The organism is Delftia sp. WY8 (assembly GCF_018437695.1).
GTDB classification, from domain to species: domain Bacteria; phylum Pseudomonadota; class Gammaproteobacteria; order Burkholderiales; family Burkholderiaceae_C; genus Comamonas; species Comamonas tsuruhatensis.
This window is the reverse complement of record NZ_CP049795.1, coordinates 292,063-317,866: the sequence shown is the minus strand read 5'-3', so window position 1 is coordinate 317,866 and position 25,804 is coordinate 292,063. Positions and strand designations below refer to the sequence as shown.

Sequence of the window (25,804 nt, the reverse complement as noted above, 5' to 3'; positions counted from 1 at the left end):
AGGGTCAGGCAGCAGGCGTGGCGGGGTCTATCAGCGCGTCGCCGGCCTCGTCCTGCTCCTCGGCAAAGGCCACGTAGAGCAGGGGATTGGCGCTGGCGCGCTGAAAGCGCGTCTCCTCGCCCATCAGCAGGTCCAGCATCAGCGAGGCCAGGTCGTCGGCCAGGGGCTCGGCCATCGGGTCCTTTTCCTGGTTGACCACCTTGCGGTAGCTGCCGCATTCCTCGCAGGTCTCGGCCAGCACGGTATCGCCTGCGCCATCGATGCCCTGGTACTCGACGCCCTTGGTCGACTCGCAGTGGGAGCACTTGACGCGCACCATGTGCCACTCCGTGCAGCAGGTGCCGCAGTGCAGGTAGCGATGGCCTGCGGCCTTGCCGCCAATGCGCAACACGCTGGCCACGGGCTCGCTGGCGCAGACGGGACAGATCGAGGCGGGATCGGTATAGGGCACGTCGCGTGCGTTCAGGCCGCTGGCGCGCGTGGCAAACACCACCTGCAGCGCAGCCATCACAAAGGGCGCCATGCCCACGTGGCGGGCCGCCACTTCCTTTTGCAGCAGCCGCTGCGCGATCTCGTCACGCCCGGCCGTGTCCAGCGCGCGCAGCTCCTGCAGCAGCGGCTGCAGCGGCGCTGGCAGGCCGTCGGCGCCCGACAGGGCATCGAGCATGCGGTCCAGCACGCCATGCCAGGCGGCATCGATATGGTCGGCGGCAGGCAGCAGCGGCATGGAATGCTCCTGCGCCCGCGCGATCAGCGCCGCATCGGGCGCGGCCAGCGTCAGCTGCCCGGCCGCCTTGGCCTGCGCGTCCACGATCTGCGCCACAAACCGCAGGTAGTCGGCAATCGGATTGCCCTCGGCCAGCTGCCGCAGCCGCGCCGCCCGCTCGACGAACAGCCCCGGCAACTGCGGCAGCAGCACGCGCGGAAAACTGGTGTGGTCCAGCGACTCGATATCGCCGGGTTGAAGAATGCGTTGCATTGGAATGAATCCCAAAAAAACAGCCGCCCGGATCGCTGGGCGGCTGGGTGCTCAGGCTGATGCCTAGTATGACGCCATGTCTGTGAAAACTGGCGCGGCCCAAGGCGAGGGGCACCGAGGAAGGGCCGTCCCGCACCGAGGGTGCCGTCCCCCTCCCTCGCGCAGCGAGTAGAGAGGGGGAAGCGGCGTAAGCCGCTCAGGGGGTGTCAGTCATTATCACCGGTCATCTTGCGATACCACCCCCGGTGGTGCTGCTTGGCCCAGGCCCGTGTCACCGTGCCGTACAGCATGGCGCGGATGGTGCCCCGGGTCCAGATGGCCGCGTACACGTGCATGATGATCAGGCCGATCATCCACACGCCCGCAATGGCGTGCACCACCGAGGCGGCGCGCACCACGTTGACGGGCAGCGTCCACCAGGCGCGCCACATGAGCGCGCCGGTCACGGTGATCGCCAGCATGCCGATGACCAGGCCCCAGAACAGCAGCTTCTGGCCGCCGTTGTACTTGCCCTGCTCGGGCATGTCGTGGTCGTCGCCGTCGATCATCTTGTTGACGTTCTTGAGCCACTCGATGTCGCGCGGCTCGACCACGTTCAGGCGCCAGAAGCGCAGCGCCATGATGATGAAGAACAGCGCCATCACCACCCCGATGTAGGGGTGCAGGATGCGTGTCCACGGCCCGCCGCCGAACAGCTGCGTGAGCGGGAAGAAGGCCGGGTGGAAGAACGCCAGGCCCGACAGCGCCAGCAGGATGAAGCAGATGCCGACCACCCAGTGGTTGGCACGCTCCGATGCGTTGTAGCGCACCAGGTCACGTGGGTTGCGTTTCATCGGCGGGCCTCCTTTTCAGCGGCTTCCTGGTCCTTGCGGTCCATTTCGTCTTCCAGTTCCTTGGACACGTCGTTCGGGCCCTTGGTGATGTAGTGGAACAGGCTGCCGACGGCAGCTGCGCCCAGCGCGGCCATGGCCAGCGGCTTGGCCACACCCTTCCACAGGGACACCATGGGGCTGATCTTCGGGTCGTCGGGCAGGCCCTTGTACAGCGAAGGCTTGTCCGCGTGATGCAGCACGTACATCACATGGGTGCCGCCCACGCCCTGCGGGTCATACAGGCCCGCCTCGGCATAGCCGCGCCGCTTGAGGTCGCCGATGCGGTGCTCGGCCTGGTCCTTCATCGCCTCCTTGGTGCCGAACATGATGGCGCCGGTGGGGCAGGTCTTGACACAGGCAGGCTCCCGGCCGACGGCCACGCGGTCCGAGCACAGCGTGCACTTGTAGGCCTTGTGGTCCTTCTTGGAGATGCGCGGGATGTTGAACGGGCAGCCCGTGACGCAGTAGCCGCAGCCCACGCACTGGTCCTGCTGGAAGTCCACGATGCCGTTGCTGTACTGCACGATGGCGCCCGGCGAGGGGCAGGCCTTCAGGCAGCCCGGGTCCTCGCAGTGCATGCAGCCGTCCTTGCGGATCAGCCACTCCAGGTTGCCGGTCGCTTCGTTCTCGTACTCGGTAAAGCGCATGACGGTCCACGACTGATCGGTCAGATCGGTCGGGTTGTCATAGACGCCGGCCGCGCAGGTGCCGATTTCGTCGCGCAGGTCGTTCCACTCCATGCAGGCGGTCTGGCAGGCCTTGCACCCGATGCACTTGGAGACATCGATGAGCTTGGCCACCTCACCGCTGTGCGTTTCGCGCGCACTGGGAGCAGGCGTCGTCGTGGCCGAGCGACGCTTGATATCGAGAGACATGGTTGATGACATCAGCTGCTCCTTAAACCTTTTCCACCTTCACGAGGAAGGTCTTGGATTCCGGGGTAAGGCTGTTGCCATCGCCCACCGATGCCGTCAGGTTGTTGGCCATGTAGCCCTTGCGGCCCGTCGACGAGAAGCCCCAGTGAATGGGCACGCCCACGTGGTGGATGGTCTTGCCATCGATCTTCATGGGCTTGATGCGCTTGGTCACCACGGCGGCGGCCTTGACGAAGCCGCGCTTGGAGCTGACCTTCACATGCTGGCCCGTCTCGATGCCCAGTTCCTTGGCCAGCGCCTCGCCGATTTCCACGAACTGCTCGGGCTGAACGATGTTGTTCAACTGAACGTGCTTGGTCCAATAGTGGAAGTGCTCGGTCAGGCGGTACGTCGTGCCCACATGCGGGAACTCGCTGGGCGAGCCTGCCGAATCCTTGGCGGAGTCGAAGATGCGGGCGGCCGGGTTGATGACAGCCAGCTTGTTGTCGGGATACATGGGGTTGTATCCCAGCGGGTTGTCGAAGGCCTCGTAGTGGGTGGGGAACGGTCCCTCGTTCATGCCCTTGCGGGCGAAGAAGCGCGCCACGCCCTCGGGGTTCATGATGAACGGATCGGTGGTCTCCGGCGGCATGGTCGGACCCATGTCGGGCACGTCGGCGCCGCCCCAGGCCTTGCCGTTCCAGCGGATCAGCGTGCGCTGGGGATTGAACGGCTGGCCGTTGCGGTCGCACGAGGCACGGTTGTAGAGCACGCGGCGGTTGGCCGGCCAGGCCCAGGCCCAGTTCAGCGTATTGCCTATGCCCGTAGGGTCGCTGTTGTCGCGTCGGGCCATCTGGTTGCCGGACGAGGTCCAGCAGCCAGCCCAGATCCAGCAGCCGCCCATCGTCGTGCCGTCGTCGCGCATCTCGCCGAAGCCGGCGAGCTGCTCGCCGGCCTTGCGGATGAGCTTGGTCGGGTCCTTGGGGTCGAACAGGTCCACCAGCGCGCGGCCGTTGTACTCCTTGGCGATCTCTTCCGAAGTCGGATGATCGGCATGGGCATACGGCCACCACAGCTTGGTGATCGGCTCGGGGAACTTGCCGCCGTCCTTCTCGTAGGCCTGCTTCAGGCGCAGGTGCAGGGCCGACATGATGGCGATGTCGGTCTTGGCTTCGCCCGGGGGCTCGGCCGCCTTCCAGTGCCACTGCAGCACGCGCGAGGAACTGACGACGGCGCCGTCTTCCTCGGCAAAGCAGGTCGTGGGCAGGCGGAACACCTCGGTCTGGATGGATGCCGAATCTACGTCGTTGAACTCGCCGTGGTTCTTCCAGAACTCCGACGTTTCGGTGACCAGCGGGTCCATGATCACCAGGAACTTCAGCTTCTTGAGGCCTTCGCGCACATTGTTGCTGTTCGCAAGAGCCGCCAGCGGGTTGAAGCCCTGGGCGATGTAGCCGTTGATCTTGCCCTGCGCCATCATGTCGAACACCTGCAGCATGTCGTACTGCTTGTCCAGCTTGGGCAGGTAGTTGAAGGCCCAGTTGTTCTCGGCCGTGGCCGCCGGTCCCCACCAGGCCTTCATCAGGCTCACGTGGAACTTGGGCGTGTTCGACCAGTAGTTCATCTGGCCCGGGCGCATGGCCTTGGGCGTGCGCGCGTCGATGTACTTCTGGTAGTCCTGCTCGCCTTCGTTGGGCAGCGTCAGATAGCCTGGCAGCGAAGCCGACAGAATCCCCAGGTCCGTCAGGCCCTGGATGTTGGAGTGCCCGCGCAGCGCATTCATGCCGCCGCCGGCCACGCCGATGTTGCCCAGCAGAAGCTGCACCATGGCGCCCGTGCGCAGGATCTGCGCACCCGTGGTGTGCTGTGTCCAGCCCAGTGCGTACAGGATGGTTGCGGCGCGGCCCGGCACTGCCGTCGAGGCCAGCTTCTCGCACACATGCAGGAATTTTTCCTTGGGCGTGCCGCAGGCGCTCTCCACCTTCTCGGGCGTATAGCTGGCGTAGTGGCGCTTGAGCCATTGGTACACGCAGCGCGGATGCTGCAGGCTGGCGTCCACCTTCACGTAGCCGTCGGCGTCGAGTTCATAGTCCCAGCTGGACTTGTCGTACTTGCGGGTCTGTGGGTCGTAGCCCGAGAAGATGCCCTCGTCGAACGCAAACTCCTCCTTCACGATGTACGAGAAGTCGGTGTAGTTCCTCACGTACTCGTGATGGATCTTGTCGTTCGTCAGCAGATAGTTGATCACGCCACCCAGGAACACGATGTCCGAGCCCGACCGGATGGGGGCGTAGAAATCGGCCACGGAGGCGGAGCGGTTGAAGCGCGGATCGACCACCATGAAGTGCGCACCGTTGTGCTCCTTCGCTTCGGTCACCCACTTGAAACCGCAGGGATGTGCTTCAGCGGCATTGCCGCCCATGATCAGGATAACGTCCGCGTTCTTGATGTCGACCCAATGGTTCGTCATCGCTCCACGGCCAAACGTCGGGGCAAGACCTGCCACCGTCGGGCCGTGTCAGACACGTGCTTGGTTATCGAGTGCGAGCAGGCCCCAGGAGCGGGCCACCTTGTGTGTGACGTAGCCGGCTTCGTTGCTGGAGGCCGAGGCGGCCAGCATGCCGGTGGTCAGCCAGCGGTTCACCGTCTGGCCCTTGTCGTTTTGCTCGACGAAGTTCGCGTCGCGGTCGTCCTTGAGCAGCTTGGTGATGCGGGTCAGCGCCTCATCCCAGGACATGCGCTTCCACTCGGTGGAGCCGGGCGCGCGGTACTCGGGATACTTCAGGCGGTGCGGGCTGTGGACGAAGTCCAGCAGCGATGCGCCCTTGGGGCACAGCGTTCCGCGGTTGACGGGGTGGTCGGGATCTCCCTCGACGTGGATCACCGACAGCTTGGCGTTCTTGACGCCATCGCTCAGCGAATACATCAGGATGCCGCAGCCTACCGAACAGTAGGTGCAGGTCTGGCGGGTGACCGTGGTGGCGGCCAGCTTGAACTGGCGCACTTCAGCCAGGGCGGCCGTGGGCGAGAAGCCCATCAACGCCAGGCTGGATCCGGCCAGAGTCGAACCAGTCACTTTCATGAACTGGCGTCTGGAGAATTGGACCATGTGGGGTACCTTCTAATAGAAATTGACGCTTGTAAGCAAATTCTACGAGTGCACCCCGAAAACAATCCGGGAAATAACCCTTAATCCCGAGTCGGCCTGTGCGGCATTCATGCGCGGCCTCCCCGCTGCGCCTTGCTGCGCGGGGCTTGCCGGCCCGGTGTCCGGCTGATTCATCAGTTGAATTGATTATCTGGTTTGAAGGCTTCGGATATTTTGTTTTATATCAATCCGGTATTCATTGGCTGGCTGAATGGCATCGATCAATCCAGTCTATTGGGTGAATGCGAACCATTTGCGTCGATTGAATTGCCGAATGGGGTTTTTGGCCTCCCCCGGGAGCGGAGGCCGGGGTGGATCAGCGTGCCGGCGGGCCTGGATCGCGCGGGGCATGCTTGAGGCCCAGATCATCCGACGTCTGATATTCAGCATGCGCCAAACCCGTCTTGTTCACCGATGGGTTCACCGTTTGGGCCATTTGGCGGCGCCTTTCCTCATCCTGCAGCTGCATGCGCGTGAACATGTCCCAGATTGCCATGAACAGCGCCGCGATCACGGGTCCTATCACAAAACCCGTCAGTCCGAAGAGAGCCATGCCGCCCAGTGTCGAGATCAGCACGATGTAGTCGGGCATCTTGGTGTCCTTGCCCACCAGCAGCGGGCGCAGCACGTTGTCCACCAGTCCGATCACCAGCACGCCGTAGGCGATCAGGATCAGGCCCTTGCCCATGTCACCGGTGGCCAGGAAGTAGATGGCCACCGGTGCCCAGATCAGGCCGGCGCCCACGGCGGGCAGCAGCGACAGGAACGCCATCACCACGCCCCACAGCACGGGCCCCTGGATGCCCAGAATCCAGAAGATCAGCCCGCCCAGCGCGCCCTGGGCGGCCGCCACGGCCAGGTTGCCCTTGACGGTGGCGCGGATCACGGTGGTGAACTTGCTCGACAGCTCGGCCTTGTGATCGGACTGCAGCGGGATGGCCATGCGGATGCGCTGTGTCAGGTCGCGGCCGTCACGCAGCAGGAAGAACAGCAGGTACAGCATCACGCAGAAGCCGACCAGAAACCCGAAGGTGTTCTGGCCTATGCCCAGCGCCTTGGTGGCGACCAGCTTGGAGGCCTGCATGGCGATGCTGGACAGCTTGTCCTGCAGCTCGGCCAGCGAACCCAGGTGCAACCTCTCCAGCCAGGGTGTGACCCAGGAGGGCAGGGCGTCCATGATCTGTTGCACATAGGTGCCTGCATCCAGGTTGCCGCTGTTGACGCGCTCATAGATCAACGAGGCCTCGCGCACCAGCGAGGCGCCGATCAGCGCCAGCGGCAGGATGGCCACCACCAGGCACAGCAGCAGGGTGGACAGGGCGGCGAGATTGGTGCGCCGTGGCATGCGCGCCAGCAGGCGCCGGTGCAGCGGCGAAAACAGGATGGCCAGGGCGACGCCCCAGAAGATGGCCCCCATGAACTCCCAGAGCACGGCACCGAAGCCTATGGTTGCCGCAATCAGCAGCAGCATGAAAGTGCGTTTGTGTAGGGGCAGCAGGTTCATCTGGCGGTCCGTTCGGAAGATGCGCCAATGTACGCGACTGCGGGAACTCCCGGAGAGTTCAGGTAATCACTTGGTAACTGCCCTGCTGCGATGTTTGAACGGTGGCACAATGGCGGTCGCAACCAGGCCCTTCCCCAGCCACAGTCGCATCCGCCAATCGGTACAGCCGTGTCGCGGAAGGTTCCACAAACCAGCTAATGCCTCCCTCAGGGAGGCTGAGGTCAGCGCAATATGAGCGATCAGACGTCGGTCTACCAAGCCTACCAAGGCAATACCTACCTCTTCGGCGGCAATGCCCCCTACGTCGAAGAAATGTACGAAAACTACCTGGCCAATCCCGGTAGCGTGCCGGATTCCTGGCGCGAGTACTTTGATGCACTGCAACATGTGCCCGCAGTCGATGGCACCGACGCCAAGGACGTTCCGCACCAGCCCGTCATCAACGCTTTCGCCGAGCGCGCCAAGCAAGGCGGCACCAAGGTGGTCGTGGCCTCCGGCGCCGACTCCGAGCTGGGCCGCAAGCGCACCGCCGTCCAGCAACTGATCGCCGCCTACCGCAATGTCGGCGCACGCTGGGCCGATCTGGACCCCCTCAAGCGCACCGAGCGCCCCGAAATTCCCGAGCTGGAGCCGTCGTTCTACGGCTTCACCGATGCCGACCAGGAAACGGTGTTCAACACGAGCAACACCTTCTTCGGCAAGGAAAGCATGTCCCTGCGCGAGCTGATGAACGCTCTGCGCGAAACCTACTGCGGCACCATCGGCTCCGAGTACATGTATGCCACGGACCAGACGCAAAAGCGCTGGTGGCAGCAAAAGCTGGAAACCAGCCGTACCAAGCCCAGCTTTGATGCCAGCCGGAAAAAGCGCATCCTCGACCGCCTGACGGCTGCCGAAGGCCTGGAACGCTACCTGCACACCAAGTACGTCGGCCAAAAGCGCTTCTCGCTGGAAGGTGGCGAGAGCTTCATCGTCGCCATGGACGAGCTGATCAACGCTGCCGGCCAGAAGGGCGTGCAGGAAGTCGTGATCGGCATGGCCCACCGCGGCCGCCTGAACGTGCTGGTCAACACCCTGGGCAAGATGCCCAAGGACCTGTTCGCCGAGTTCGACCACACCGCCCCCGAGGACCTGCCCGCCGGTGACGTGAAGTACCACCAGGGCTTCAGCTCCGACGTGTCCACCGCAGGCGGCCCCGTCCACCTGTCGCTGGCCTTCAACCCCTCGCACCTGGAAATCGTCAACCCCGTGGTCGAAGGCTCGGTGCGCTCGCGCATGGACCGCCGCGACGACCCGCACGGCAAGCAGGTGCTGCCCGTGCTGGTGCACGGCGATGCAGCCTTCGCCGGCCAGGGCGTGAACCAGGAAACCCTGGCGCTGGCCCAGACCCGTGGCTACACCACGGGCGGCACGGTGCACATCATCATCAACAACCAGATCGGCTTCACCACCTCCGATCCGCGCGACACCCGCTCCACGCTGTACTGCACCGACATCGTCAAGATGATCGAGTCGCCCGTGCTGCACGTCAACGGCGATGATCCGGAAGCCGTGGCGCTGGCCGTGCAGCTGGCCCTGGAGTTCCGCATGGAATTCTCCAAGGACGTGGTCGTGGACATCGTCTGCTTCCGCAAGCTGGGCCACAACGAGCAGGACACCCCCGCGCTGACCCAGCCGCTGATGTACAAGAAGATCGGCGCCCACCCCGGCACGCGCAAGCTGTACGCCGACAAGCTGGCCGCACAGGGCCTGGGCGAATCGCTGGGCGACGACATGGCCAAGGCCTACCGCGCCGCCATGGACGAAGGCCGCCACACCGTGGACCCGGTGCTGACCAACTTCAAGAGCAAGTACGCCGTGGACTGGAGCCCGTTCCTGGGCAAGACCTGGACGGACGCCGGCGACACCGCCATCCCGCTGACGGAATGGAAGCGCCTGGCCGAACGCATCACCACCATCCCCGAGACCGTGACGCCGCACGCGCTGGTCAAGAAGGTCTATGACGACCGCGCAGCCATGGGCCGCGGCGAAGTCAACGTGGACTGGGGCATGGGTGAGCACATGGCCTTCGCATCGCTGGTCGCATCGGGCTACCCCGTGCGCCTGTCGGGCGAGGACTGCGGCCGCGGCACCTTCACGCACCGCCACTCGGTCATCCATGACCAAAAGCGCGAGAAGTGGAGCGAAGGCACCTACATCCCGCTGCAGAACGTGGCCGACAGCCAGGCTCCGTTCACCGTCATCGACTCCATCCTGTCCGAAGAAGCCGTGCTGGGCTTCGAGTACGGCTATGCGTCGAACGACCCCAACACCCTGGTGATCTGGGAAGCCCAGTTCGGCGATTTCGCCAACGGCGCCCAGGTCGTGATCGACCAGTTCATCGCCTCCGGTGAAGTCAAGTGGGGCCGCATCAACGGCCTGACGCTGATGCTGCCGCACGGCTACGAAGGCCAGGGCCCCGAGCACAGCTCGGCCCGCCTGGAGCGCTTCATGCAGCTGGCCGCCGACGCCAACATGCAGATCGTGCAGCCGACCACGGCCAGCCAGATCTTCCACGTGCTGCGCCGCCAGATGGTGCGCCCGCTGCGCAAGCCGCTGGTCATCATGACCCCCAAGTCGCTGCTGCGCAACAAGGACGCCACCTCGCCGCTGTCCGAGTTCACCAGCGGCGGTTTCCAGACCGTGATCCCCGAGCAGGACGAAGCCGTCGTGAAGAACGCGGCCAAGGTCAAGCGCGTGATCGCATGCTCCGGCAAGGTCTACTACGACCTGGTCAAGAAGCGCACCGAGAAGGAAAGCAAGGACGTCGCCATCATCCGCGTCGAGCAGCTGTACCCCTTCCCGCACAAGGCTTTCGCCGCTGAACTGAAGAAGTTCGGCAACGCCACCGACATCGTCTGGTGCCAGGACGAGCCGCAGAACCAGGGCGCCTGGTTCTTCGTGCAGCACTACATCCACGAGAACATGCTCGATGGCCAGAAGCTGGGCTACTCCGGCCGCGCTGCCTCGGCATCGCCCGCCGTGGGTTACGCCCACCTGCACCAGGAGCAGCAAAAGGCCCTGGTGGAAGGCGCGTTCTCCAAGCTCAAGGGTTTTGTCCTGAACAAGTAAGGCAGCCCCCACCCGCTACGTATCAGTACAGAACACTTTTGGAAAGAATCACAAATGGCTATCGTTGAAGTCAAAGTTCCCCAGCTGTCCGAGTCCATCGCTGAGGCCACCATGCTGACCTGGAAGAAGAAGGCCGGCGAAGCGGTTGCAGTCGATGAGATCCTCATCGAGATCGAAACCGACAAGGTCGTGCTCGAAGTGCCCGCGCCCGCCGCTGGCGTGCTGGCCGAGATCGTGCAAGGTGACGGCGCCACCGTGGTGGCCGAGCAACTGATCGCCAAGATCGACACCGAAGGCGTGGCCGGTGTGGCCGCTGCCGCTCCTGCAGCCGCCCCCGCCGCTGCAGCCGCTCCCGCTGCAGCGCCCGCAGCCGCGGCCGCCACCGGTGGCAGCAAGGGTGATGTCGCCATGCCCGCCGCTGCCAAGCTGCTGGCCGAAAACAACCTGTCGGCCGCCGGCGTGGCTGGCTCCGGCAAGGATGGCCGCGTGACCAAGGGTGACGCGCTGGCCGCCATCAAGGGCGGCGTGCAGTCCACCGCTGCCGTCATTCCCACCGGCGTGCCCACCAAGGCGCTGCCCCAGGTGTCGGCTCCGTCCGCCAAGGAAGACCTCAGCGGCCGTCCCGAGCAGCGCGTGCCCATGAGCCGCCTGCGTGCCCGCGTGGCCGAGCGTCTGCTGCAGTCGCAGTCCACCAACGCCATCCTGACCACGTTCAATGAAGTGAACATGGCCCCGGTGATGGATCTGCGCAAGAAGTTCCAGGACGCCTTCACCAAGGAACACGGCACCAAGCTGGGCTTCATGTCCTTCTTCGTCAAGGCGGCCGTGCACGCCCTGAAGAAGTACCCGGTGCTCAACGCATCCGTGGACGGCAACGACATCGTCTACCACGGCTACTTCGACATCGGTATCGCCGTGGGTTCGCCCCGTGGCCTGGTGGTGCCCATCCTGCGCAATGCAGACCAGATGAGCTTCGCCGACATCGAAAAGAAAATTGCCGAATTCGGCAAGAAGGCCGCCGAAGGCAAGCTGGGCATTGAAGAAATGACCGGCGGCACCTTCTCCATCTCCAATGGCGGCACCTTCGGCTCGATGATGTCCACCCCCATCATCAACCCGCCCCAGTCGGCCATCCTGGGCGTGCACGCCACCAAGGACCGTGCCATGGTCGAGAACGGCCAGGTCGTGGTGCGCCCGATGAACTATCTGGCCATGTCCTATGACCACCGCATCATCGACGGCCGCGAAGCTGTGCTGGGCCTGGTGGCCATGAAGGACGCGCTGGAAGATCCTTCGCGCCTGCTGTTCGACCTGTAATTCCACAGGGTTCGACACGACGAAAACCCACCCTTGGCCGCGCGCCCTGCGGTGGGTTTTTTCATGCATCACAGACAAGAGATTCCTGAAATGAGCAAGCAATTCGACGTCATCGTCATCGGCGCGGGCCCTGGCGGCTACATCGCCGCCATCCGTGCCGCGCAACTGGGCTTCAACGTGGCCTGTATCGACGAGTGGAAGAACGCCGCCGGCGGCGCCGCTCCGGGCGGCACCTGCACCAACGTGGGCTGCATTCCCTCCAAGGCCCTGCTGCAGTCGTCCGAGCACTTCGAGCACGCCAACCTGCACTTTGCCGACCATGGCATCTCCACCGGCAAGGTCGAGATGGACGTGGCCAAGATGATCGCCCGCAAGGATGCGGTCGTGAAGCAGAACAACGACGGCATCCTGTACCTGTTCAAGAAGAACAAGGTCACGTTCTTCCACGGCCGTGGCTCCTTCGTCAAGGCCGTCGAAGGCGGCTACGAGATCAAGGTCGCCGGCAAGGAAGAGGAAGTGCTGACGGGCAAGCAGATCGTGGTGGCCACCGGCTCCAACGCCCGCGCTCTGCCCGGCGTGCCCTTTGACGAGGAAAACATCCTCTCCAACGATGGCGCCCTGCGCCTGGGCAAGGCCCCCAAGAAGCTGGCGCTGATCGGCGCCGGCGTGATCGGCCTGGAAATGGGCTCGGTCTGGCGCCGTCTTGGCACCGAAGTCATCGTGCTCGAAGGCATGGACAAGTTCCTGCCCGCCGTGGACGAGCAGATCGCCAAGGAAGCCAAGAAGGCCTTCGACAAGCAGGGCCTGAAGATCGAGCTGGGCGTGAAGATCGGCGAAGTCAAGTCCGGCAAGAAGGGCGTGTCCATCGCCTACACCAACGCCAAGGGTGAAGCCCAGGCGCTGGAGGCTGACAAGCTCATCATCTCCATTGGCCGCACGGCCAACACCGCCGGCCTCAATGCCGAGGCGGTGGGCCTGGCCCTGGACGAGCGCGGCTGCATCGTGGTCGATGACGACTGCAAGACCAGCCTGCCCGGCGTCTGGGCCGTGGGCGACGTGGTGCGCGGCCCGATGCTGGCGCACAAGGCCGAGGAAGAGGCCGTGGCCGTGGCCGAGCGCATCGCCGGCCAGCATGGCCATGTGAACTTCGGCACCATTCCCTGGGTGATCTACACCAGCCCCGAAATCGCCTGGGTGGGCCGCACCGAGCAGCAGCTGAAGGAGCAGGGCGTCAAGTACAAGGCCGGCACCTTCCCCTTCCTGGCCAACGGCCGTGCGCGCGCCCTGGGCGACACCACGGGCATGGTCAAGTTCCTGGCCGATGCCGAAACCGACGAGATCCTGGGCGTGCACATGGTCGGCCCCATGGTCTCGGAGCTGATCTCCGAAGCCGTGGTTGCCATGGAGTTCAAGGCATCGAGCGAAGACATCGCCCGCATCTGCCATGCCCACCCCTCGCTGTCCGAAGCCACCAAGGAGGCTGCCCTGGCAGTCGACAAGCGTACGCTGAACTTCTGAGTGCCAGGCTAGCCATCTAGCCAATCCGAGACCTGAAAGCGCTTGCTCTGCAAGCGCTTTCAGCTTCTGAATACATAGCAAATGGTTGATGCTGCATGAGCGTTTCAGTGCGAGAGGCCTACGAGGCCGAACTGGTAGCCAAGGGCTTTCACAGTGATCCTGCGCAACTGCGCGCCGTCGAGGCGCTGCAGCGCTGTGCCGACGACTGGACGGTCTACCGCCAGCGCCGCTCCAACGCCTTCAAGAAGCTCATCAACCATCCCGAGATCCCCCGTGGCGTCTACATGTACGGCGGGGTGGGGCGCGGCAAGAGCTTTCTCATGGATTGCTTCTTCAACGCCGTGCCGCTCAGGCGCAAGGTGCGCCTGCATTTCCATGAATTCATGCGCGAGGTCCACCGTGAACTCGCCGTGCTGCAGGGCACCCAGAACCCGCTGGACGTGCTGGGTGCGCGCATCTCCAAGAAGTACAAACTGATCTGCTTCGATGAATTCCACGTGGCCGACATCACGGACGCGATGATCCTGCACCGGCTGCTGGTGTCGCTGTTCGCCAACGGCGTGGGCTTTGTCACCACCTCCAACTTCAAGCCCGACGAGCTGTACCCGGGCGGCCTGCACCGCGACCGCATCCTGCCGGCCATCGACCTGCTCAACGAGCGCATGGAAGTCGTCAACGTGGACAACGGCACGGACTACCGCCGCCGCACGCTGGAAAACGCCAGGCTCTACCACACGCCGCTGGGTGCCGAGGCCGATGCGGCCATGACCGAGACCTTCGACAAGCTGGCCGAGGTCAAGGACGAGGACCCGGTGCTGCACATCGAGGCGCGCGAGATCCGTGCGCGCCGCCGCGCCGGTGGCGTGGTCTGGTTCGACTTCCGCGAGCTGTGCGGCGGCCCGCGCTCGCAGAACGACTACCTGGAGATCGCAAGCCAGTTCCATACCGTGCTGCTGTCCGATGTGCCCTATATGCCGGTCAACATGGCGTCGCCCGCGCGGCGCTTCACCTGGCTGGTGGACGTGCTGTACGACCGCAGGGTCAAGCTGGTCATCTCGGCCGCCGTGCCGCCCGAGCAGCTTTACACTGAGGGCCCGCTGGCCCATGAGTTCCCCCGCACCGTCTCGCGCCTGAACGAGATGCAGTCCAAGGAATTCCTGGCGCTGGAGCGCCGCGTGGTGGATACCAGCCTGACCTGAGGCAGGTGGCCGCGCCTGGCGTCGTTTGCCGGACCTGTACATGCTGAAACTGCCCACCTCTGCTTTTGTCCTTGTGAAGAAACTGCCCGTTCCTTTGGGCGCCGCGCTGGCCTGCCTGGCCTTGGCGGGCCCGGCCGTGGCGGCCGATGCCGCGCGGGAGCCTGGCCAGGCGGCCAGGCAGGCCCAGGCCGAACGCAAGGCCGCGCGTGCCGACATCGCAGCCCAGCGCGCCGTCATCGAGCGCCGGCGCACGGCCCTGGAGTCCGAGTGCTACCAGCGCTTTGCCGTGGAAGACTGCCTCAAGCAGGCGCGCGAAGAGGCCCGTGAGCAGGATCGTCCGCTGCGCGAACGCGAGCTTCAGATCAACGACGAGGAGCGCAAGGAGCGCGCCGTCCAGCGCCTGGAAGACATCGAGGCCAAGAAGGCGCAGAAGGCAGCCTCCACCATGGAGGCCAAGGAACGGCCGCCGGCCGTGCAGCGCGATACCCAGGCCCTGCGCGCGCAGCGCGCCCAGGAGGCGCAGCAGCGCGCCGCCCAGCAGGCCAGCCACCAGCGCGAACGGCAGGCCCAGATGGAGCAGCGCCAGTCCGCCCAGGAGCAGGAGCGGCGCGCGGCATCGCGTGCGCAGTTCGAAGCCAAGCAGAAGGAAGCGGCCGAGCGCAAGGCCCGTGCCGCCGAAGCGGCCCGCGAGCGCGGTCCCCAGGCTGCGCCGCTGCCGGTGCCGCCTGCTCCCTGATCCTTTTTTTCTCTGCCACGCGCCAACAGGCCAACCGGGTGGGGGCTGGCGTGAGGGCCTGGATGCTCCAACCCCGGTTCAAGCCGTCTGGGCCGACTCCAGCGCCTCGAGCTTGAGCACCACCAAGGACAGGTTGTCGCCCCCGCCCTGGGCGCGCACGCGGGCCTTGTCGATGAGGAACTCCGTGGCCTCGCGCGGAGTGAGCGCGTTGAGCACGGTGCCCAGTTCCTCGGCCGTGTAGTAGTGCCAGACGCCATCGCTGCAGGCCATGAGGGTGGTGCCCGGATACACGCGCTCGATCACATGGTGGCTCATGGGCGGTTCGGCCTCGGTGCCCAGGCAGCCCAGCAGGATGTTGGACTTGGGGTGCACGTGGGCCTCGAATTCGGTGAGCTCTCCCCGGTCCACCAGCGACTGCACATAGGAATGGTCCTTGGTGCGGTGGACCATGGTCGCGTCCTGGTAGTGGTAGATGCGCGAATCGCCCGAATGCACCCAGTGGCAGCGGCCCTGGGGCAGCAGGACGAAGGCGGCGATGGTGCTGTGCGGCTCCTGCTCGGCCGAAATGGCGGTCAGACGGATCACCGTGTGCGACTCGCGCACGATGCTCTCCAGCAGCGCTGTGCAGTCCTCCTTGCCCGGCTCGAAGCGCTCGAACAGCTGGCGCGCCGTAAGCATGACCTGGTCGGAGGCCTTGCGCCCGCCGCTGCGCCCGCCCATGCCGTCGGCCAGAACGCCCAGCAGGCAGCCGTGGACATACGGGTGGGCCATGAGCATCACCTGGTCTTGCTGGTATTGCCTGTCACCGCGATGGATGCCTGTGGCGGCTTGGAGTCGGTACGCTGGCTGCATGGTCTCTGGTTTGGTGGGCTCTTGGGGCGGCGGATGGGCACACCAGTGGCATGGCGCATATTATCGGAGCGCTGCCCCCGGTGCCGGTTCGCCCGGCTCCCGTGGCGCTGTCTTTTTCAACAACCGGACCTGTCCTGTGCATTCCCTGACCGCCGCCGTGCAGGCGGCCTTCGCCCCGCAAGGCCTGCTGTCGCGCGCCGAGGCGCAGTTCCTGCCGCGTGAAGGCCAGACCCGCATGGCCCTGGCCGTGGCCCAGGCCATCGAAGAGCGCCAGACCCTGGTCGTGGAGGCCGGCACGGGCGTGGGCAAGACCTATGCCTATCTGGTGCCGGCCCTGCTCAGCGGCCAGCGCGTGCTGGTGTCCACGGCCACGCGTGCGCTGCAGGACCAATTGTTCGCACGGGATCTGCCGCGTCTGGTGGCCGCCCTGGGCATGCCGCTGCGCATGGCGCGCCTCAAGGGTCGCAGCGCCTACCTGTGCCTGGAGCGGCTGGAGCGCGTGCGCCAGGGCCGCACGGCGCCGCAGGACCCGCAGGTGCTGCGCAGCGTGGCCCTGGTCGAGCGCTGGGCGCGCACCACGCGCACAGGTGACCTGGGCGAGCTGCCCGCGCTGGACGAGCGCTCGCCCGCGCTGCCCCTGGTCACTTCCACTCGCGACAACTGCCTGGGCTCGGACTGCCCGCATTGGCAGGACTGCCATGTCAACGTGGCCCGCCGCACCGCGCTGGACGCCGACGTGGTGGTCATCAACCACCATCTGATGTTTGCCGACCTCGACGTGCGCGATTCGGGTGTGGCCCAACTGCTGCCCAGCGCGGGCGTGGTGGTGGTGGACGAGGCCCACCAGCTCAACGACACCGGCGTGCAGTTCGCTGGCCTGAGTCTGTCGGGCCAGCAATTGACGGGCTATGCCCGCGATGTGCTGCGCGCCGGCCAGGAACTGGCACGCGGCATGGCCGACTGGATGATGCTCTCGGCGCGTGTGGAGCAGGCACTGCGCGAGCTGCGCCTGGCCGCAGGCAAGCCCCCTGTGGGCGGACGTCTGTACTGGCAGGGCGTGACGCCGCAGGGACTGGACGCCCAGAGCTGGCGCACGGCCCTGGTCACGCTGGGGCGCAGCCTGCGGGCGCTGGTGGAGCCGCTGGTGCAATTGCAGGTCAGCGATCCCGAACTGCGCAGGCTGCTCGAGCGCGGCAGCGAACTGCTGCGGCGCCTGGCCACCTTCGCGGCGGCGGCCGTGCAAGACACGGTGCGCTGGCTGGAGCTGGGCAGCCAGCAGATGCGCATGCTGGAGTCTCCGCTGACCATTGCACACATCATGCGCACGCGGCTGCTGGGTCCGACGCAAGAGCAAGAGCATCAGGAAGGAAGCGGGCAAGACGCCGAGCCGCAGGAAAACGCACCCACCGCCCCGTACGAGCCGCCAGCGGGCACCGCCTGGATCTTCACCTCTGCCACGCTGGGCGACGACGAGCGGCTGAGCTGGTTCACCGAGCCCTGCGGACTGCGAGAGGCCCAGGTGCTGCGCGTGGACAGCCCCTTCGACTATGCGCGGCAGGCGGCGCTTTATGTGCCGCGGCCTTTTGCCGAGGCAGGAAGCACGGCCCACAGCGCCGAGGTGGCACGCCTGGCGCTGGATGCGGCCCAGCGCCTGGGCGGCCGCACTCTGGTGCTGACCACCACGCTGCGTGCCCTGCACGCCATAGGCGACACGCTGCAGCAGTCGCTGGGGCTGTTCGGTGAACTTGATGTGCTGGTCCAGGGGCAGGCGCCCAAGCTGACCTTGATCGAGCGCTTTGTTGCGGCAGGCGAAGGCAAGGGCGCCAGCGCGGGGCGCGGCTGCATTCTCGTGGCATCGGCCACTTTCTGGGAAGGGGTGGATTTGCCTGGCGATGCGCTGCAGCTGGTGGTCATCGACAAGCTGCCGTTTCCGCCGCCCGACGATCCGCTGGTCGAGGCACGGTCGCGCAGTCTGGAATCCGTGGGCCGGCAGGCCTTTGCCGACTACATGCTGCCCGAGGCCGCGATGGCGCTCAAGCAGGGCGCCGGGCGCCTGATCCGGCGCGAGACGGATCGCGGCGTGCTTGTGGTCTGCGATCCCAGATTGACCGCCAAGGGTTATGGGCGGCGGCTGCGCGCTGCGCTGCCGCCCATGCGGACCCTGGAGGACGAGGCGGCCTTTGTTCAGGCCCTGCAGGCGCTGGCGCAGCCTGCGCCGCAGGTCACCACAGTTTCCACCACGACTTCTGCTTTGCCGTGACGTCCTTGTCGGAGTCCTGGCCGTACGAGGCGGTCAGCACGCGCTGCGCATCGTCACGCAGCTGGGTCATGCCCAGTGCATCGTATGAGTTCACCAGGATCTGCATGGCTTCGCGCACGGCGGGCACGCCCTGGTAGTCCTTGACGGCGGTCTGCGCACGTGCGATGGCGGCCACGTAGGCGCCGCGTCCGTAGTAGTAGCGGGCCACGTGGACTTCGTACTGCGCCAGCGAGTTGACGATGTACTGCATGCGCAGCCGCGAGTCTTCGGCGTAGCGCGACTCGGGGAAGCGCGTCACCAGCTCGCGGAATGACTCGAAGGAGTCCTTGGCGGCCTTCTGGTCGCGCTCGGACAGATCCTGGCGCGACAGCCAGGAGAACATGCCCAGGTTGTCATTGAAGTTGACCAGGCCCTTGAGGTACAGGGCGTAGTCGGTGGCGGGGCTGGCCGGGTGCAGCTTCAGGAAGCGGTCCAGCGTGGCCGTGGCCTGGACCTTGTCGCCGCTCTTGTACTGGGCATAGGCCTTGTCGAGCTGGGCCTGCTGGGCCAGGGGCGTGCCGGCGGCACGGCCTTCGAGCTTCTCGAACAGCGGAACGGCCTTGTCGAACGCACCGGACGCGGCTTCGTCGCGCGCCTCGGTATAGATGCGGTCCGGGGTCCACTTGGCAGTAGGGTCTTGTTGCGTACTGGAGCAGGCTGTCAGGACGCCTGCGACCAGCACGGCGGGAACGATGGACAGGGGAATACGCTGCATGGTGGACGTTTCTCGGGCAATCGAAGGGCGGTGAGAGGGTTGGCGGGCAGGGACGCGGGCCGCGCTGAGGGGCCGCATGAAGCCTGATTTTCCCGCAACCGGGCCGAGGCATTGTAACGGCCTGCGATGCCCGCCCCGCAGGCGGGGGCGGCGGCAAAGGCATGGCCGCGAACGGGTCCCGGCATTGCGGAGCTTTCTACAATGGCGCCCATATGTTTGTCCATTTGCGCCTGCACACCGAATTTTCCGTCGTGGACGGAACCAACCGCATCAACGCCATCGTCAAGGCCGCCGCCGAGGATGGGCAGGTCGCACTGGCCGTCACAGACTTCAACAACCTGTTTGGCGGCGTCAAGTTCTATCGCGAAGGCCGGGCCAAGGGCGTCAAGCCCGTGCTGGGCGCGGAAATCCAGATCGAGGGCGAAAACGGCGCCGCGATCTCGCGCATCATCGTGCTGGTGCAAAGCCCGCTGGGCTACCACAACCTGTCCGAGCTGCTGGCCCGGGGCTGGACCCGCAATGTGGTCAAGGGCCAGGCCGTGCACACATGGGCCTGGCTGCAGGAGCTGGGCGAAGGTCTGATCGTGCTGGCCGGCGCCCAGGCCGGCCCGGTGGGCCAGGCACTGATGCGCGGTGACGAGGCCGGCGCAGCAGCCGTCGCCCAGCGGCTGGCGAGCATGTTCCCGCACCGCTTCTTCATCGAGCTGCAGCGCGCAGGCCGGCCTGACGACGAAGCCCATGTGCTGGCCGCCGTGCAACTGGCCGATCGCCTGAACCTGCCCGTGGTCGCCACGCACCCCATACAGTTCTTCGGCCCCGACGACTACGAAGCGCACGAGGCGCGCGTGTGCATCGCCGAGGGCGAGATCCTGGCCAACCCCAAGCGTGTGCGCCGCTTCACGCGCGACCAGCATTTCAAGACCGTCGCGCAGATGCAGGCGCTGTTTGCCGACATTCCCAGCGCCATCGCCAACACCGTGGAAATCGCGCGTCGCTGCAGCCTGACGCTGGTGCTGGGCAAGCCGCAGCTGCCCAACTTCCCCGTGCCCGAAGGCATGACCATGGACGAGTTCTTCCGCCAGGAGTCCTTTGCGGGACTGGAGGAACGCCTGGTCCATCTCTATCCCGACCCCGCCAAGCGCGAGGCCCAGCGCGAGCGCTATGTCGAGCGACTGGAGTTCGAGATCGGCACCATCCTCAAGATGGGCTTTCCGGGCTACTTCCTCATCGTGGGCGACTTCATCAAGTGGGCCAAGCTCAACGGCTGTCCCGTGGGTCCGGGCCGCGGATCGGGCGCCGGCTCGCTGGTGGCCTACGTGCTCAAGATCACGGACCTGGACCCGCTGGAATACAACCTGCTGTTCGAGCGTTTCCTCAATCCCGAGCGTGTGTCCATGCCCGACTTCGACGTGGACTTCTGCCAGGCCAACCGCGACCGCGTCATCGACTATGTGAAGCAGCTGTACGGCCGCGACGCCGTCAGCCAGATCGCCACCTTCGGCACCATGGCCGCGCGCGCGGCCATCCGCGACGTGGGCCGCGTGCTGGACATGAGCTACACCTTCTGCGATGGCATCTCCAAGCTCATTCCCAACAAGCCTGGCCTGCACGTCACGCTCAAGTACCCGCCCAACCCCAAGAAGGAGGGCGACAAGTACACCTACGCCATCGAGGCCGAGCCCATGCTGGCCGAGCGCATCGACAAAGAAGAAGACGTCAAGACACTGATTGAAATGGCCCAGAAGCTCGAAGGCATGACACGCAACATCGGCATGCACGCGGGCGGCGTGGTGATTGCCCCGGGCAAGCTGGCCGATTTCTGCCCGCTGTACCAGCAGCCGGGCAGCGACTCGGCCGTGGCCATGTACGACAAGGACGATGTGGAGGCCGTGGGCCTGGTGAAGTTCGACTTTCTGGGCCTGGCCACGCTGACCATCCTGGAGATTGCGCGCGAGTTCATCATCAAGCGCCACAAGGGCCAGGAGAACTTCGCATTCGAGAACATCCCGCTGGACGATGCGCGCACCTACCAGCTGTTTTCCGAGGGCAAGACCGAGGCCGTGTTCCAGTTTGAATCGCGCGGCATGCAGGGCATGCTGCGCGACGCCAAGCCCAGCCGGCTGGAAGACCTGATCGCACTGAACGCCCTGTACCGCCCGGGACCCATGGACCTGATTCCCAGCTTCGTGGCGCGCAAGCACGGCAAGGAAGTGGTGGAGTATCCGCATCCGCTGGTCGAAAAGGTGCTGGCCGAAACCTACGGGATCATGGTCTACCAGGAGCAGGTGATGCAGACGGCCCAGGTGCTGGGCGGCTACTCGCTGGGCGGCGCCGACCTCTTGCGCCGTGCCATGGGCAAAAAGAAGGTCGAGGAAATGGTCATGCACCGCGGGATCTTCCGCGAGGGCGCGGCCAAGCAGGGCATCAGCGAGGAAAAGGCCGACGAGGTCTTCGACCTGATGGAGAAGTTCGCGGGCTACGGCTTCAACAAGTCGCACGCCGCCGCCTACTCGCTGCTGGCCTATCACACGGCCTGGCTGAAGGTGCACTACACGGCAGAGTTCTACTGCGGGAACATGACCGTGGAAATGGACAACACCGACAAGCTCAAGGTGCTGTACGAAGACGCGCTCAAGATGGGCATCAGCTTCGAGCCGCCGGATGTCAACCGCGGCATGTACCGCTTCGAGCCCGTCACCGACAAGGTCATACGCTATGGCCTGGGTGCCATCAAGGGCACGGGCCAGCAGGCCATCGAGGCCATCATCGCGGCCCGTGAAGGCCGTGGCGTGGGCCCGCGCGGCGCCGACAAGGGGCCGTTCAAGAGCCTGGCCGACTTCTGCGTGCGCGTGGACCGCACGCGCCTGAACAAGCGCACGCTGGAAGCCCTGATCAAGGGCGGTGCCTTCGATGCCATCGAACTGAACCGCGCGGCCCTGGTGGCCTCCATCGACCATGCCTTCGAGTTCGCCAACAAGACGCTGGCCAATGCCAACCAGGGCGGGCTGTTCGACATGATGGGCGAGGACGCCGTGGGCTCCAGCACCCAGGAGCCGCCCCTGGCCGATGCCTTGCCCTGGGGCGTGAAGGAGAGGCTGACCCAGGAAAAGACCGCCGTGGGCTTTTACCTGTCGGGCCATCTGTTCGACGAGGTCGAAAAGGAGGTGCGCCGCTTCGTGCGCACGCCGCTGGCCGAGCTGCGCGACAGCCGCGAGCCCCAGACCCTGGCCGGCATCATCAGCGACTTCCGCGCCATCAACGGCCAGCGCGGGCGGCTGGGCCTGTTCAAGATCGATGACGGCTCGGGCGTGATCGAGGCCTCGGTGGACGAGAACACGCTCAATACCTATCGCGATCTGCTCAAGGACGACGAATTCGTCGTCATCACCGGGCGCCTGCAGCTGGACCACTTCAGCGGTGGCCTGCGCATGAAGGCACAGCAGCTGTTCAACCTGGCCGATGCGCGCTGCCGCTTCGCGCGCTACCTGCAGGTCAGCGTGGGCGAGAAGATGCCCGACGTGGTTGGCCTGCTGCGCCAGTTTCCCGCCGTGGTGGAGCAGGGCGAGCATGGCGAGCTGCAGCGCGGCATGAAAGTGCGCCTGGGACTGGTCTGCGAGGACGAGCGCGGCTCGGCCAGCTGCGAGCTGGCCCTGGGCGACGGCAGCCGCTTCTATCCCAGCGACGCGGCCCTGGCCGCCTGGTATGCCCAGGCGGGCAGCGCCCAGGTCAAGGTGGTCTACGAATGACGCGCAAGGTGGCGCAGCGCCCGGTGGCGGCAAGCAGGCACTGCTTTGGTGCGTGCTGGCCAGCCCGGGCAGGCGCCGCGCTTGAATTCTTCAGGCACGCCTCGCATATCCCTTCCGGAAAACAGTGGCTCCGATGGCTAGAATGATTTTCATGGCAACCCAACCCCCTTCGACCCCTCCTGCCATTCCCACAGTACGGCCCGTGTCCGATGACGACGGCGCCGTGGTGCTCGAGCGGCGGCGCCAGCGCGTGCAGCCGCCGCAGATGTACCAGGTCGTGATGCTCAACGATGACTTCACGCCCATGGAATTCGTCATCATCGTCCTGCAGGAACTCTTCGGCAAGGACCGCGAAACGGCCACCCAGATCATGCTCAAGATCCATCTCGACGGCCGCGGCGTCTGCGGCGTGTACTCGCGCGATGTGGCGGCCACCAAGGTCGAGCAGGTGCTGCAGGCCGCCCAGAAAGCGGGCCATCCGTTGCAGGCCATGTTCGAGCCTGTTGAATAAACCCGGGCCGCCCTGATTTATGGTTGCAGTCAATAATCCCCAGCAAGCGAAAAGGAGTCATCAATGATCGCCCAGGAACTGGAAGTCAGCTTGCACATGGCCTTTGTCGAAGCACGCCAGCAGCGCCACGAGTTCATCACCGTGGAACACCTGCTGCTGGCCCTGCTGGACAACCCCAGTGCAGCGGAAGTGCTGCGCGCCTGCTCAGCCAACATCGATGACCTGCGCTCGGCCCTGTCCAACTTCATCAAGGACAACACGCCCCAGGTCGCGGGCACCGACGAAGTGGACACGCAGCCCACGCTGGGTTTCCAGCGTGTGATTCAGCGCGCCATCATGCATGTGCAATCGACCGGCAACGGCAAGAAGGAAGTCACGGGCGCCAACGTGCTCGTGGCCATCTTCGGTGAAAAGGACTCGCATGCCGTCTACTACCTGCACCAGCAGGGCGTGACGCGCCTGGACGTGGTCAATTTCATCGCCCACGGCATCAAGAAGGGCGAGCCGCCCGAGCCTGCGAAGGCGGAGAACCCTGCGGAATCCGAAGAGGGTGCCGGTGGCGAACGCAACGAAAAGGCCTCGCCCCTGGAGCAGTTCACGCTGAACCTCAACCAGGCGGCCAAGGATGGCAAGATCGATCCGCTGATCGGGCGCGACTACGAGGTCGAGCGCACCATCCAGATCCTGTGCCGCCGCCGCAAGAACAACCCGCTGCTGGTCGGCGAGGCCGGCGTGGGCAAGACCGCGATCGCCGAGGGCCTGGCTTGGCGCATCACCGAAGGCAAGGTGCCCGAGGTGCTGACCGAGGCCGTGGTCTATTCGCTGGACATGGGCGCGCTGCTGGCAGGCACCAAGTACCGTGGCGATTTCGAGCAGCGCCTCAAGGGCGTGCTCAAGTCGCTGAAGGACAAGCCCAACGCCATCCTGTTCATCGACGAGATCCACACGCTGATCGGCGCGGGCGCCGCTTCGGGCGGCACGCTGGACGCGTCCAACCTGCTCAAGCCGGCGCTGTCCAGCGGCCAGCTCAAGTGCATCGGCGCCACCACGTTCACCGAGTACCGCGGCATCTTCGAGAAGGACGCGGCCCTGTCGCGGCGCTTCCAGAAGGTGGATGTGGTCGAGCCCACGGTGGCCGAGACCGTGGACATCCTCAAGGGCCTGAAGTCGCGCTTCGAGGAACACCACAGCGTGCAGTACGCCGCTGCCGCCCTGCAGGCTGCGGCCGAGCTGTCGGCCAAGTACATCAATGACCGCCACCTGCCCGACAAGGCCATCGACGTGATCGACGAGGCCGGCGCCGCGCAGCGCATCATTCCGGTGGAGCAGCGCAAGCAGACCATCGACAAGGCCGAGATCGAGGCCATCGTGGCCAAGATCGCGCGCATTCCGCCTGCCAACGTGTCCAACGACGACCGCAGCAAGCTGCAGACGCTGGAGCGCGACCTCAAGAGCGTGGTCTTCGGCCAGGACAAGGCGCTGGAAGCGCTGGCCTCCTCGGTCAAGATGGCGCGCTCGGGCCTGGGCAAGCCGGACAAGCCGATCGGCTCCTTCCTGTTCTCGGGCCCCACCGGCGTGGGCAAGACGGAAGCGGCCAAGCAGCTGGCCTACATTTTGGGCGTGGACCTGATCCGCTTCGACATGTCGGAGTACATGGAGCGCCATGCCGTCAGCCGCCTGATCGGCGCGCCTCCGGGCTATGTGGGCTTTGACCAGGGCGGCCTGCTGACCGAGGCCGTGACCAAGAAGCCGCATTCGGTGCTGCTGCTCGACGAAATCGAGAAGGCGCATCCGGACATCTTCAACGTGCTGCTGCAGGTCATGGACCACGGCACGCTGACGGACAACAACGGGCGCAAGGCCGATTTCCGCAACGTGATCCTCATCATGACCACGAACGCGGGTGCAGAGACCATCAACAAGGCCTCGATCGGCTTCACCAACCCGCGCCAGGCCGGCGACGAAATGGGCGACATCAAGCGCCTGTTCACGCCGGAGTTCCGCAACCGTCTGGACGCCATCGTCAGCTTCAAGCCGCTGGACGAGCAGGTCATCCTGCGCGTGGTCGACAAGTTCCTGCTGCAGCTGGAGCAGCAACTGGCCGAAAAGCGCGTGGAGGTCACCTTCACCGATGCGCTGCGCAAGCACCTGGCCAGGAAGGGCTTCGATCCGCTCATGGGCGCCCGTCCCATGCAGCGCCTGATCCAGGACACCATCCGGCGCTCGCTGGCCGACGAGCTGCTGTTCGGGCAGCTCGTCGACGGTGGCCGCCTGGAAGTGGACTGGGTGGTCGATGCCGACGACGCCGAAAAGGGCGAGGTCAGGCTCGACATCACGCCCCAGCCCAGGCAGGATCCGGCTTCCGAGCCGGCCGAGCCCAAAGAGGCCACCGCCGACTGATGTGCATCGCCTGATGCCCATCGCGCAAGCCGACAGCCCCCGG

Annotated in this window: 16 protein-coding genes; 9 read left to right on the top strand and 7 right to left on the bottom strand. The window is 65.4% G+C overall.

Going from position 1 to position 25,804, the window contains the following annotated elements; all coding sequences use genetic code 11:
- Positions 1-4 precede the first annotated feature (4 nt).
- The 5 genes from fdhE to G4D77_RS01315 all read right to left on the bottom strand — a co-directional run bounded on the left by fdhE (position 5) and on the right by G4D77_RS01315 (position 7,357).
- Positions 5-979 carry a formate dehydrogenase accessory protein FdhE gene (gene fdhE / locus G4D77_RS01335; RefSeq protein ID WP_154834425.1) on the bottom strand — a complete coding sequence of 325 codons (975 nt, stop codon included), beginning with the start codon at positions 977-979 and terminating at the stop codon, positions 5-7.
- A gap of 206 nt (positions 980-1,185) precedes the next feature.
- Entirely contained in the window at positions 1,186-1,812 is a 627-nt protein-coding gene (locus tag G4D77_RS01330) for a formate dehydrogenase subunit gamma (protein WP_012205324.1), read from the bottom strand.
- A complete protein-coding gene (gene fdxH, locus G4D77_RS01325; protein ID WP_012205325.1) occupies positions 1,809-2,738 on the bottom strand; it encodes a formate dehydrogenase subunit beta in 930 nt (309 codons plus the stop codon). Before fdxH ends, G4D77_RS01330 begins: the two co-directional genes overlap by 4 nt.
- A 10-nt stretch (positions 2,739-2,748) precedes the next feature.
- Positions 2,749-5,814, bottom strand: a complete 3,066-nt coding sequence (gene fdnG, locus G4D77_RS01320; RefSeq protein ID WP_080650104.1) for a formate dehydrogenase-N subunit alpha — start codon at positions 5,812-5,814, stop codon at positions 2,749-2,751.
- 355 nt (positions 5,815-6,169) lie between these two features.
- Complete coding sequence (locus G4D77_RS01315) at positions 6,170-7,357, bottom strand: AI-2E family transporter (protein ID WP_046985511.1); 1,188 nt, start codon at positions 7,355-7,357, stop codon at positions 6,170-6,172.
- 231 nt (positions 7,358-7,588) lie between these two features.
- Here G4D77_RS01315 and G4D77_RS01310 point away from each other — a divergent pair, with 231 nt between their 5' ends.
- The 5 genes from G4D77_RS01310 to G4D77_RS01290 all read left to right on the top strand — a co-directional run bounded on the left by G4D77_RS01310 (position 7,589) and on the right by G4D77_RS01290 (position 15,238).
- Positions 7,589-10,468, top strand: a complete 2,880-nt coding sequence (locus G4D77_RS01310; protein WP_016446856.1) for a 2-oxoglutarate dehydrogenase E1 component — start codon at positions 7,589-7,591, stop codon at positions 10,466-10,468.
- 54 nt (positions 10,469-10,522) lie between these two features.
- Positions 10,523-11,785: a 2-oxoglutarate dehydrogenase complex dihydrolipoyllysine-residue succinyltransferase gene (gene odhB, locus G4D77_RS01305; RefSeq protein ID WP_016454845.1), complete on the top strand. Its 1,263-nt coding sequence runs from the start codon at positions 10,523-10,525 to the stop codon at positions 11,783-11,785.
- 90 nt (positions 11,786-11,875) lie between these two features.
- The gene (lpdA, locus tag G4D77_RS01300; RefSeq protein ID WP_016446858.1) at positions 11,876-13,303 is read left to right on the top strand and encodes a dihydrolipoyl dehydrogenase; all 1,428 of its coding nucleotides are present in this window, start codon (positions 11,876-11,878) and stop codon (positions 13,301-13,303) included.
- 95 nt (positions 13,304-13,398) lie between these two features.
- Positions 13,399-14,502, top strand: coding sequence for a cell division protein ZapE (zapE, locus tag G4D77_RS01295; protein ID WP_016446859.1), 1,104 nt, complete (start codon positions 13,399-13,401; stop codon positions 14,500-14,502).
- A 40-nt stretch (positions 14,503-14,542) separates the two neighbouring features.
- Positions 14,543-15,238: a hypothetical protein gene (locus G4D77_RS01290; RefSeq protein ID WP_026062213.1), complete on the top strand. Its 696-nt coding sequence runs from the start codon at positions 14,543-14,545 to the stop codon at positions 15,236-15,238.
- Between the two features lie 78 nt (positions 15,239-15,316).
- Here G4D77_RS01290 and G4D77_RS01285 read toward each other — a convergent pair whose 3' ends face one another.
- Positions 15,317-16,090, bottom strand: coding sequence for a PP2C family protein-serine/threonine phosphatase (locus tag G4D77_RS01285; RefSeq protein WP_026062214.1), 774 nt, complete (start codon positions 16,088-16,090; stop codon positions 15,317-15,319).
- A 136-nt stretch (positions 16,091-16,226) separates the two neighbouring features.
- Here G4D77_RS01285 and yoaA point away from each other — a divergent pair, with 136 nt between their 5' ends.
- Positions 16,227-18,350 carry a DNA repair helicase YoaA gene (gene yoaA / locus G4D77_RS01280; protein WP_154834423.1) on the top strand — a complete coding sequence of 708 codons (2,124 nt, stop codon included), beginning with the start codon at positions 16,227-16,229 and terminating at the stop codon, positions 18,348-18,350.
- Here yoaA and G4D77_RS01275 read toward each other — a convergent pair.
- Positions 18,313-19,104, bottom strand: coding sequence for an outer membrane protein assembly factor BamD (locus tag G4D77_RS01275; protein WP_016454842.1), 792 nt, complete (start codon positions 19,102-19,104; stop codon positions 18,313-18,315). The two genes, yoaA and G4D77_RS01275, sit on opposite strands and share 38 nt — an antisense overlap.
- A gap of 212 nt (positions 19,105-19,316) precedes the next feature.
- On the opposite strand from G4D77_RS01275, the gene dnaE reads away from it, so the two are divergent.
- The 3 genes from dnaE (at position 19,317) to clpA (ending at position 25,761) form a co-directional block, all read left to right on the top strand.
- Positions 19,317-22,850, top strand: coding sequence for a DNA polymerase III subunit alpha (gene dnaE, locus G4D77_RS01270; protein WP_017404787.1), 3,534 nt, complete (start codon positions 19,317-19,319; stop codon positions 22,848-22,850).
- A 133-nt stretch (positions 22,851-22,983) separates the two neighbouring features.
- Positions 22,984-23,361, top strand: coding sequence for an ATP-dependent Clp protease adapter ClpS (clpS, locus tag G4D77_RS01265; protein WP_016454840.1), 378 nt, complete (start codon positions 22,984-22,986; stop codon positions 23,359-23,361).
- A gap of 63 nt (positions 23,362-23,424) precedes the next feature.
- Positions 23,425-25,761, top strand: a complete 2,337-nt coding sequence (clpA, locus tag G4D77_RS01260) for an ATP-dependent Clp protease ATP-binding subunit ClpA (protein ID WP_016446866.1) — start codon at positions 23,425-23,427, stop codon at positions 25,759-25,761.
- Positions 25,762-25,804 lie beyond the last annotated feature (43 nt).

Bases quoted from the DNA above. Each gene is read 5' to 3' on its own strand.
- odhB (WP_016454845.1), top strand. From the start codon at position 10,523: ATGGCTATCGTTGAAGTCAAAGTTCCCCAGCTGTCCGAGTCCATCGCT.
- G4D77_RS01315 (WP_046985511.1), bottom strand. From the start codon at position 7,357: ATGAACCTGCTGCCCCTACACAAACGCACTTTCATGCTGCTGCTGATT.
- G4D77_RS01290 (WP_026062213.1), top strand. From the start codon at position 14,543: ATGCTGAAACTGCCCACCTCTGCTTTTGTCCTTGTGAAGAAACTGCCC.
- G4D77_RS01275 (WP_016454842.1), bottom strand. From the start codon at position 19,104: ATGCAGCGTATTCCCCTGTCCATCGTTCCCGCCGTGCTGGTCGCAGGC.
- zapE (WP_016446859.1), top strand. From the start codon at position 13,399: ATGAGCGTTTCAGTGCGAGAGGCCTACGAGGCCGAACTGGTAGCCAAG.
- lpdA (WP_016446858.1), top strand. From the start codon at position 11,876: ATGAGCAAGCAATTCGACGTCATCGTCATCGGCGCGGGCCCTGGCGGC.
- fdxH (WP_012205325.1), bottom strand. From the start codon at position 2,738: ATGTCATCAACCATGTCTCTCGATATCAAGCGTCGCTCGGCCACGACG.
- fdhE (WP_154834425.1), bottom strand. From the start codon at position 979: ATGCAACGCATTCTTCAACCCGGCGATATCGAGTCGCTGGACCACACC.
- G4D77_RS01285 (WP_026062214.1), bottom strand. From the start codon at position 16,090: ATGCAGCCAGCGTACCGACTCCAAGCCGCCACAGGCATCCATCGCGGT.
- clpA (WP_016446866.1), top strand. From the start codon at position 23,425: ATGATCGCCCAGGAACTGGAAGTCAGCTTGCACATGGCCTTTGTCGAA.
- G4D77_RS01310 (WP_016446856.1), top strand. From the start codon at position 7,589: ATGAGCGATCAGACGTCGGTCTACCAAGCCTACCAAGGCAATACCTAC.
- G4D77_RS01330 (WP_012205324.1), bottom strand. From the start codon at position 1,812: ATGAAACGCAACCCACGTGACCTGGTGCGCTACAACGCATCGGAGCGT.
- dnaE (WP_017404787.1), top strand. From the start codon at position 19,317: ATGTTTGTCCATTTGCGCCTGCACACCGAATTTTCCGTCGTGGACGGA.
- clpS (WP_016454840.1), top strand. From the start codon at position 22,984: ATGGCTAGAATGATTTTCATGGCAACCCAACCCCCTTCGACCCCTCCT.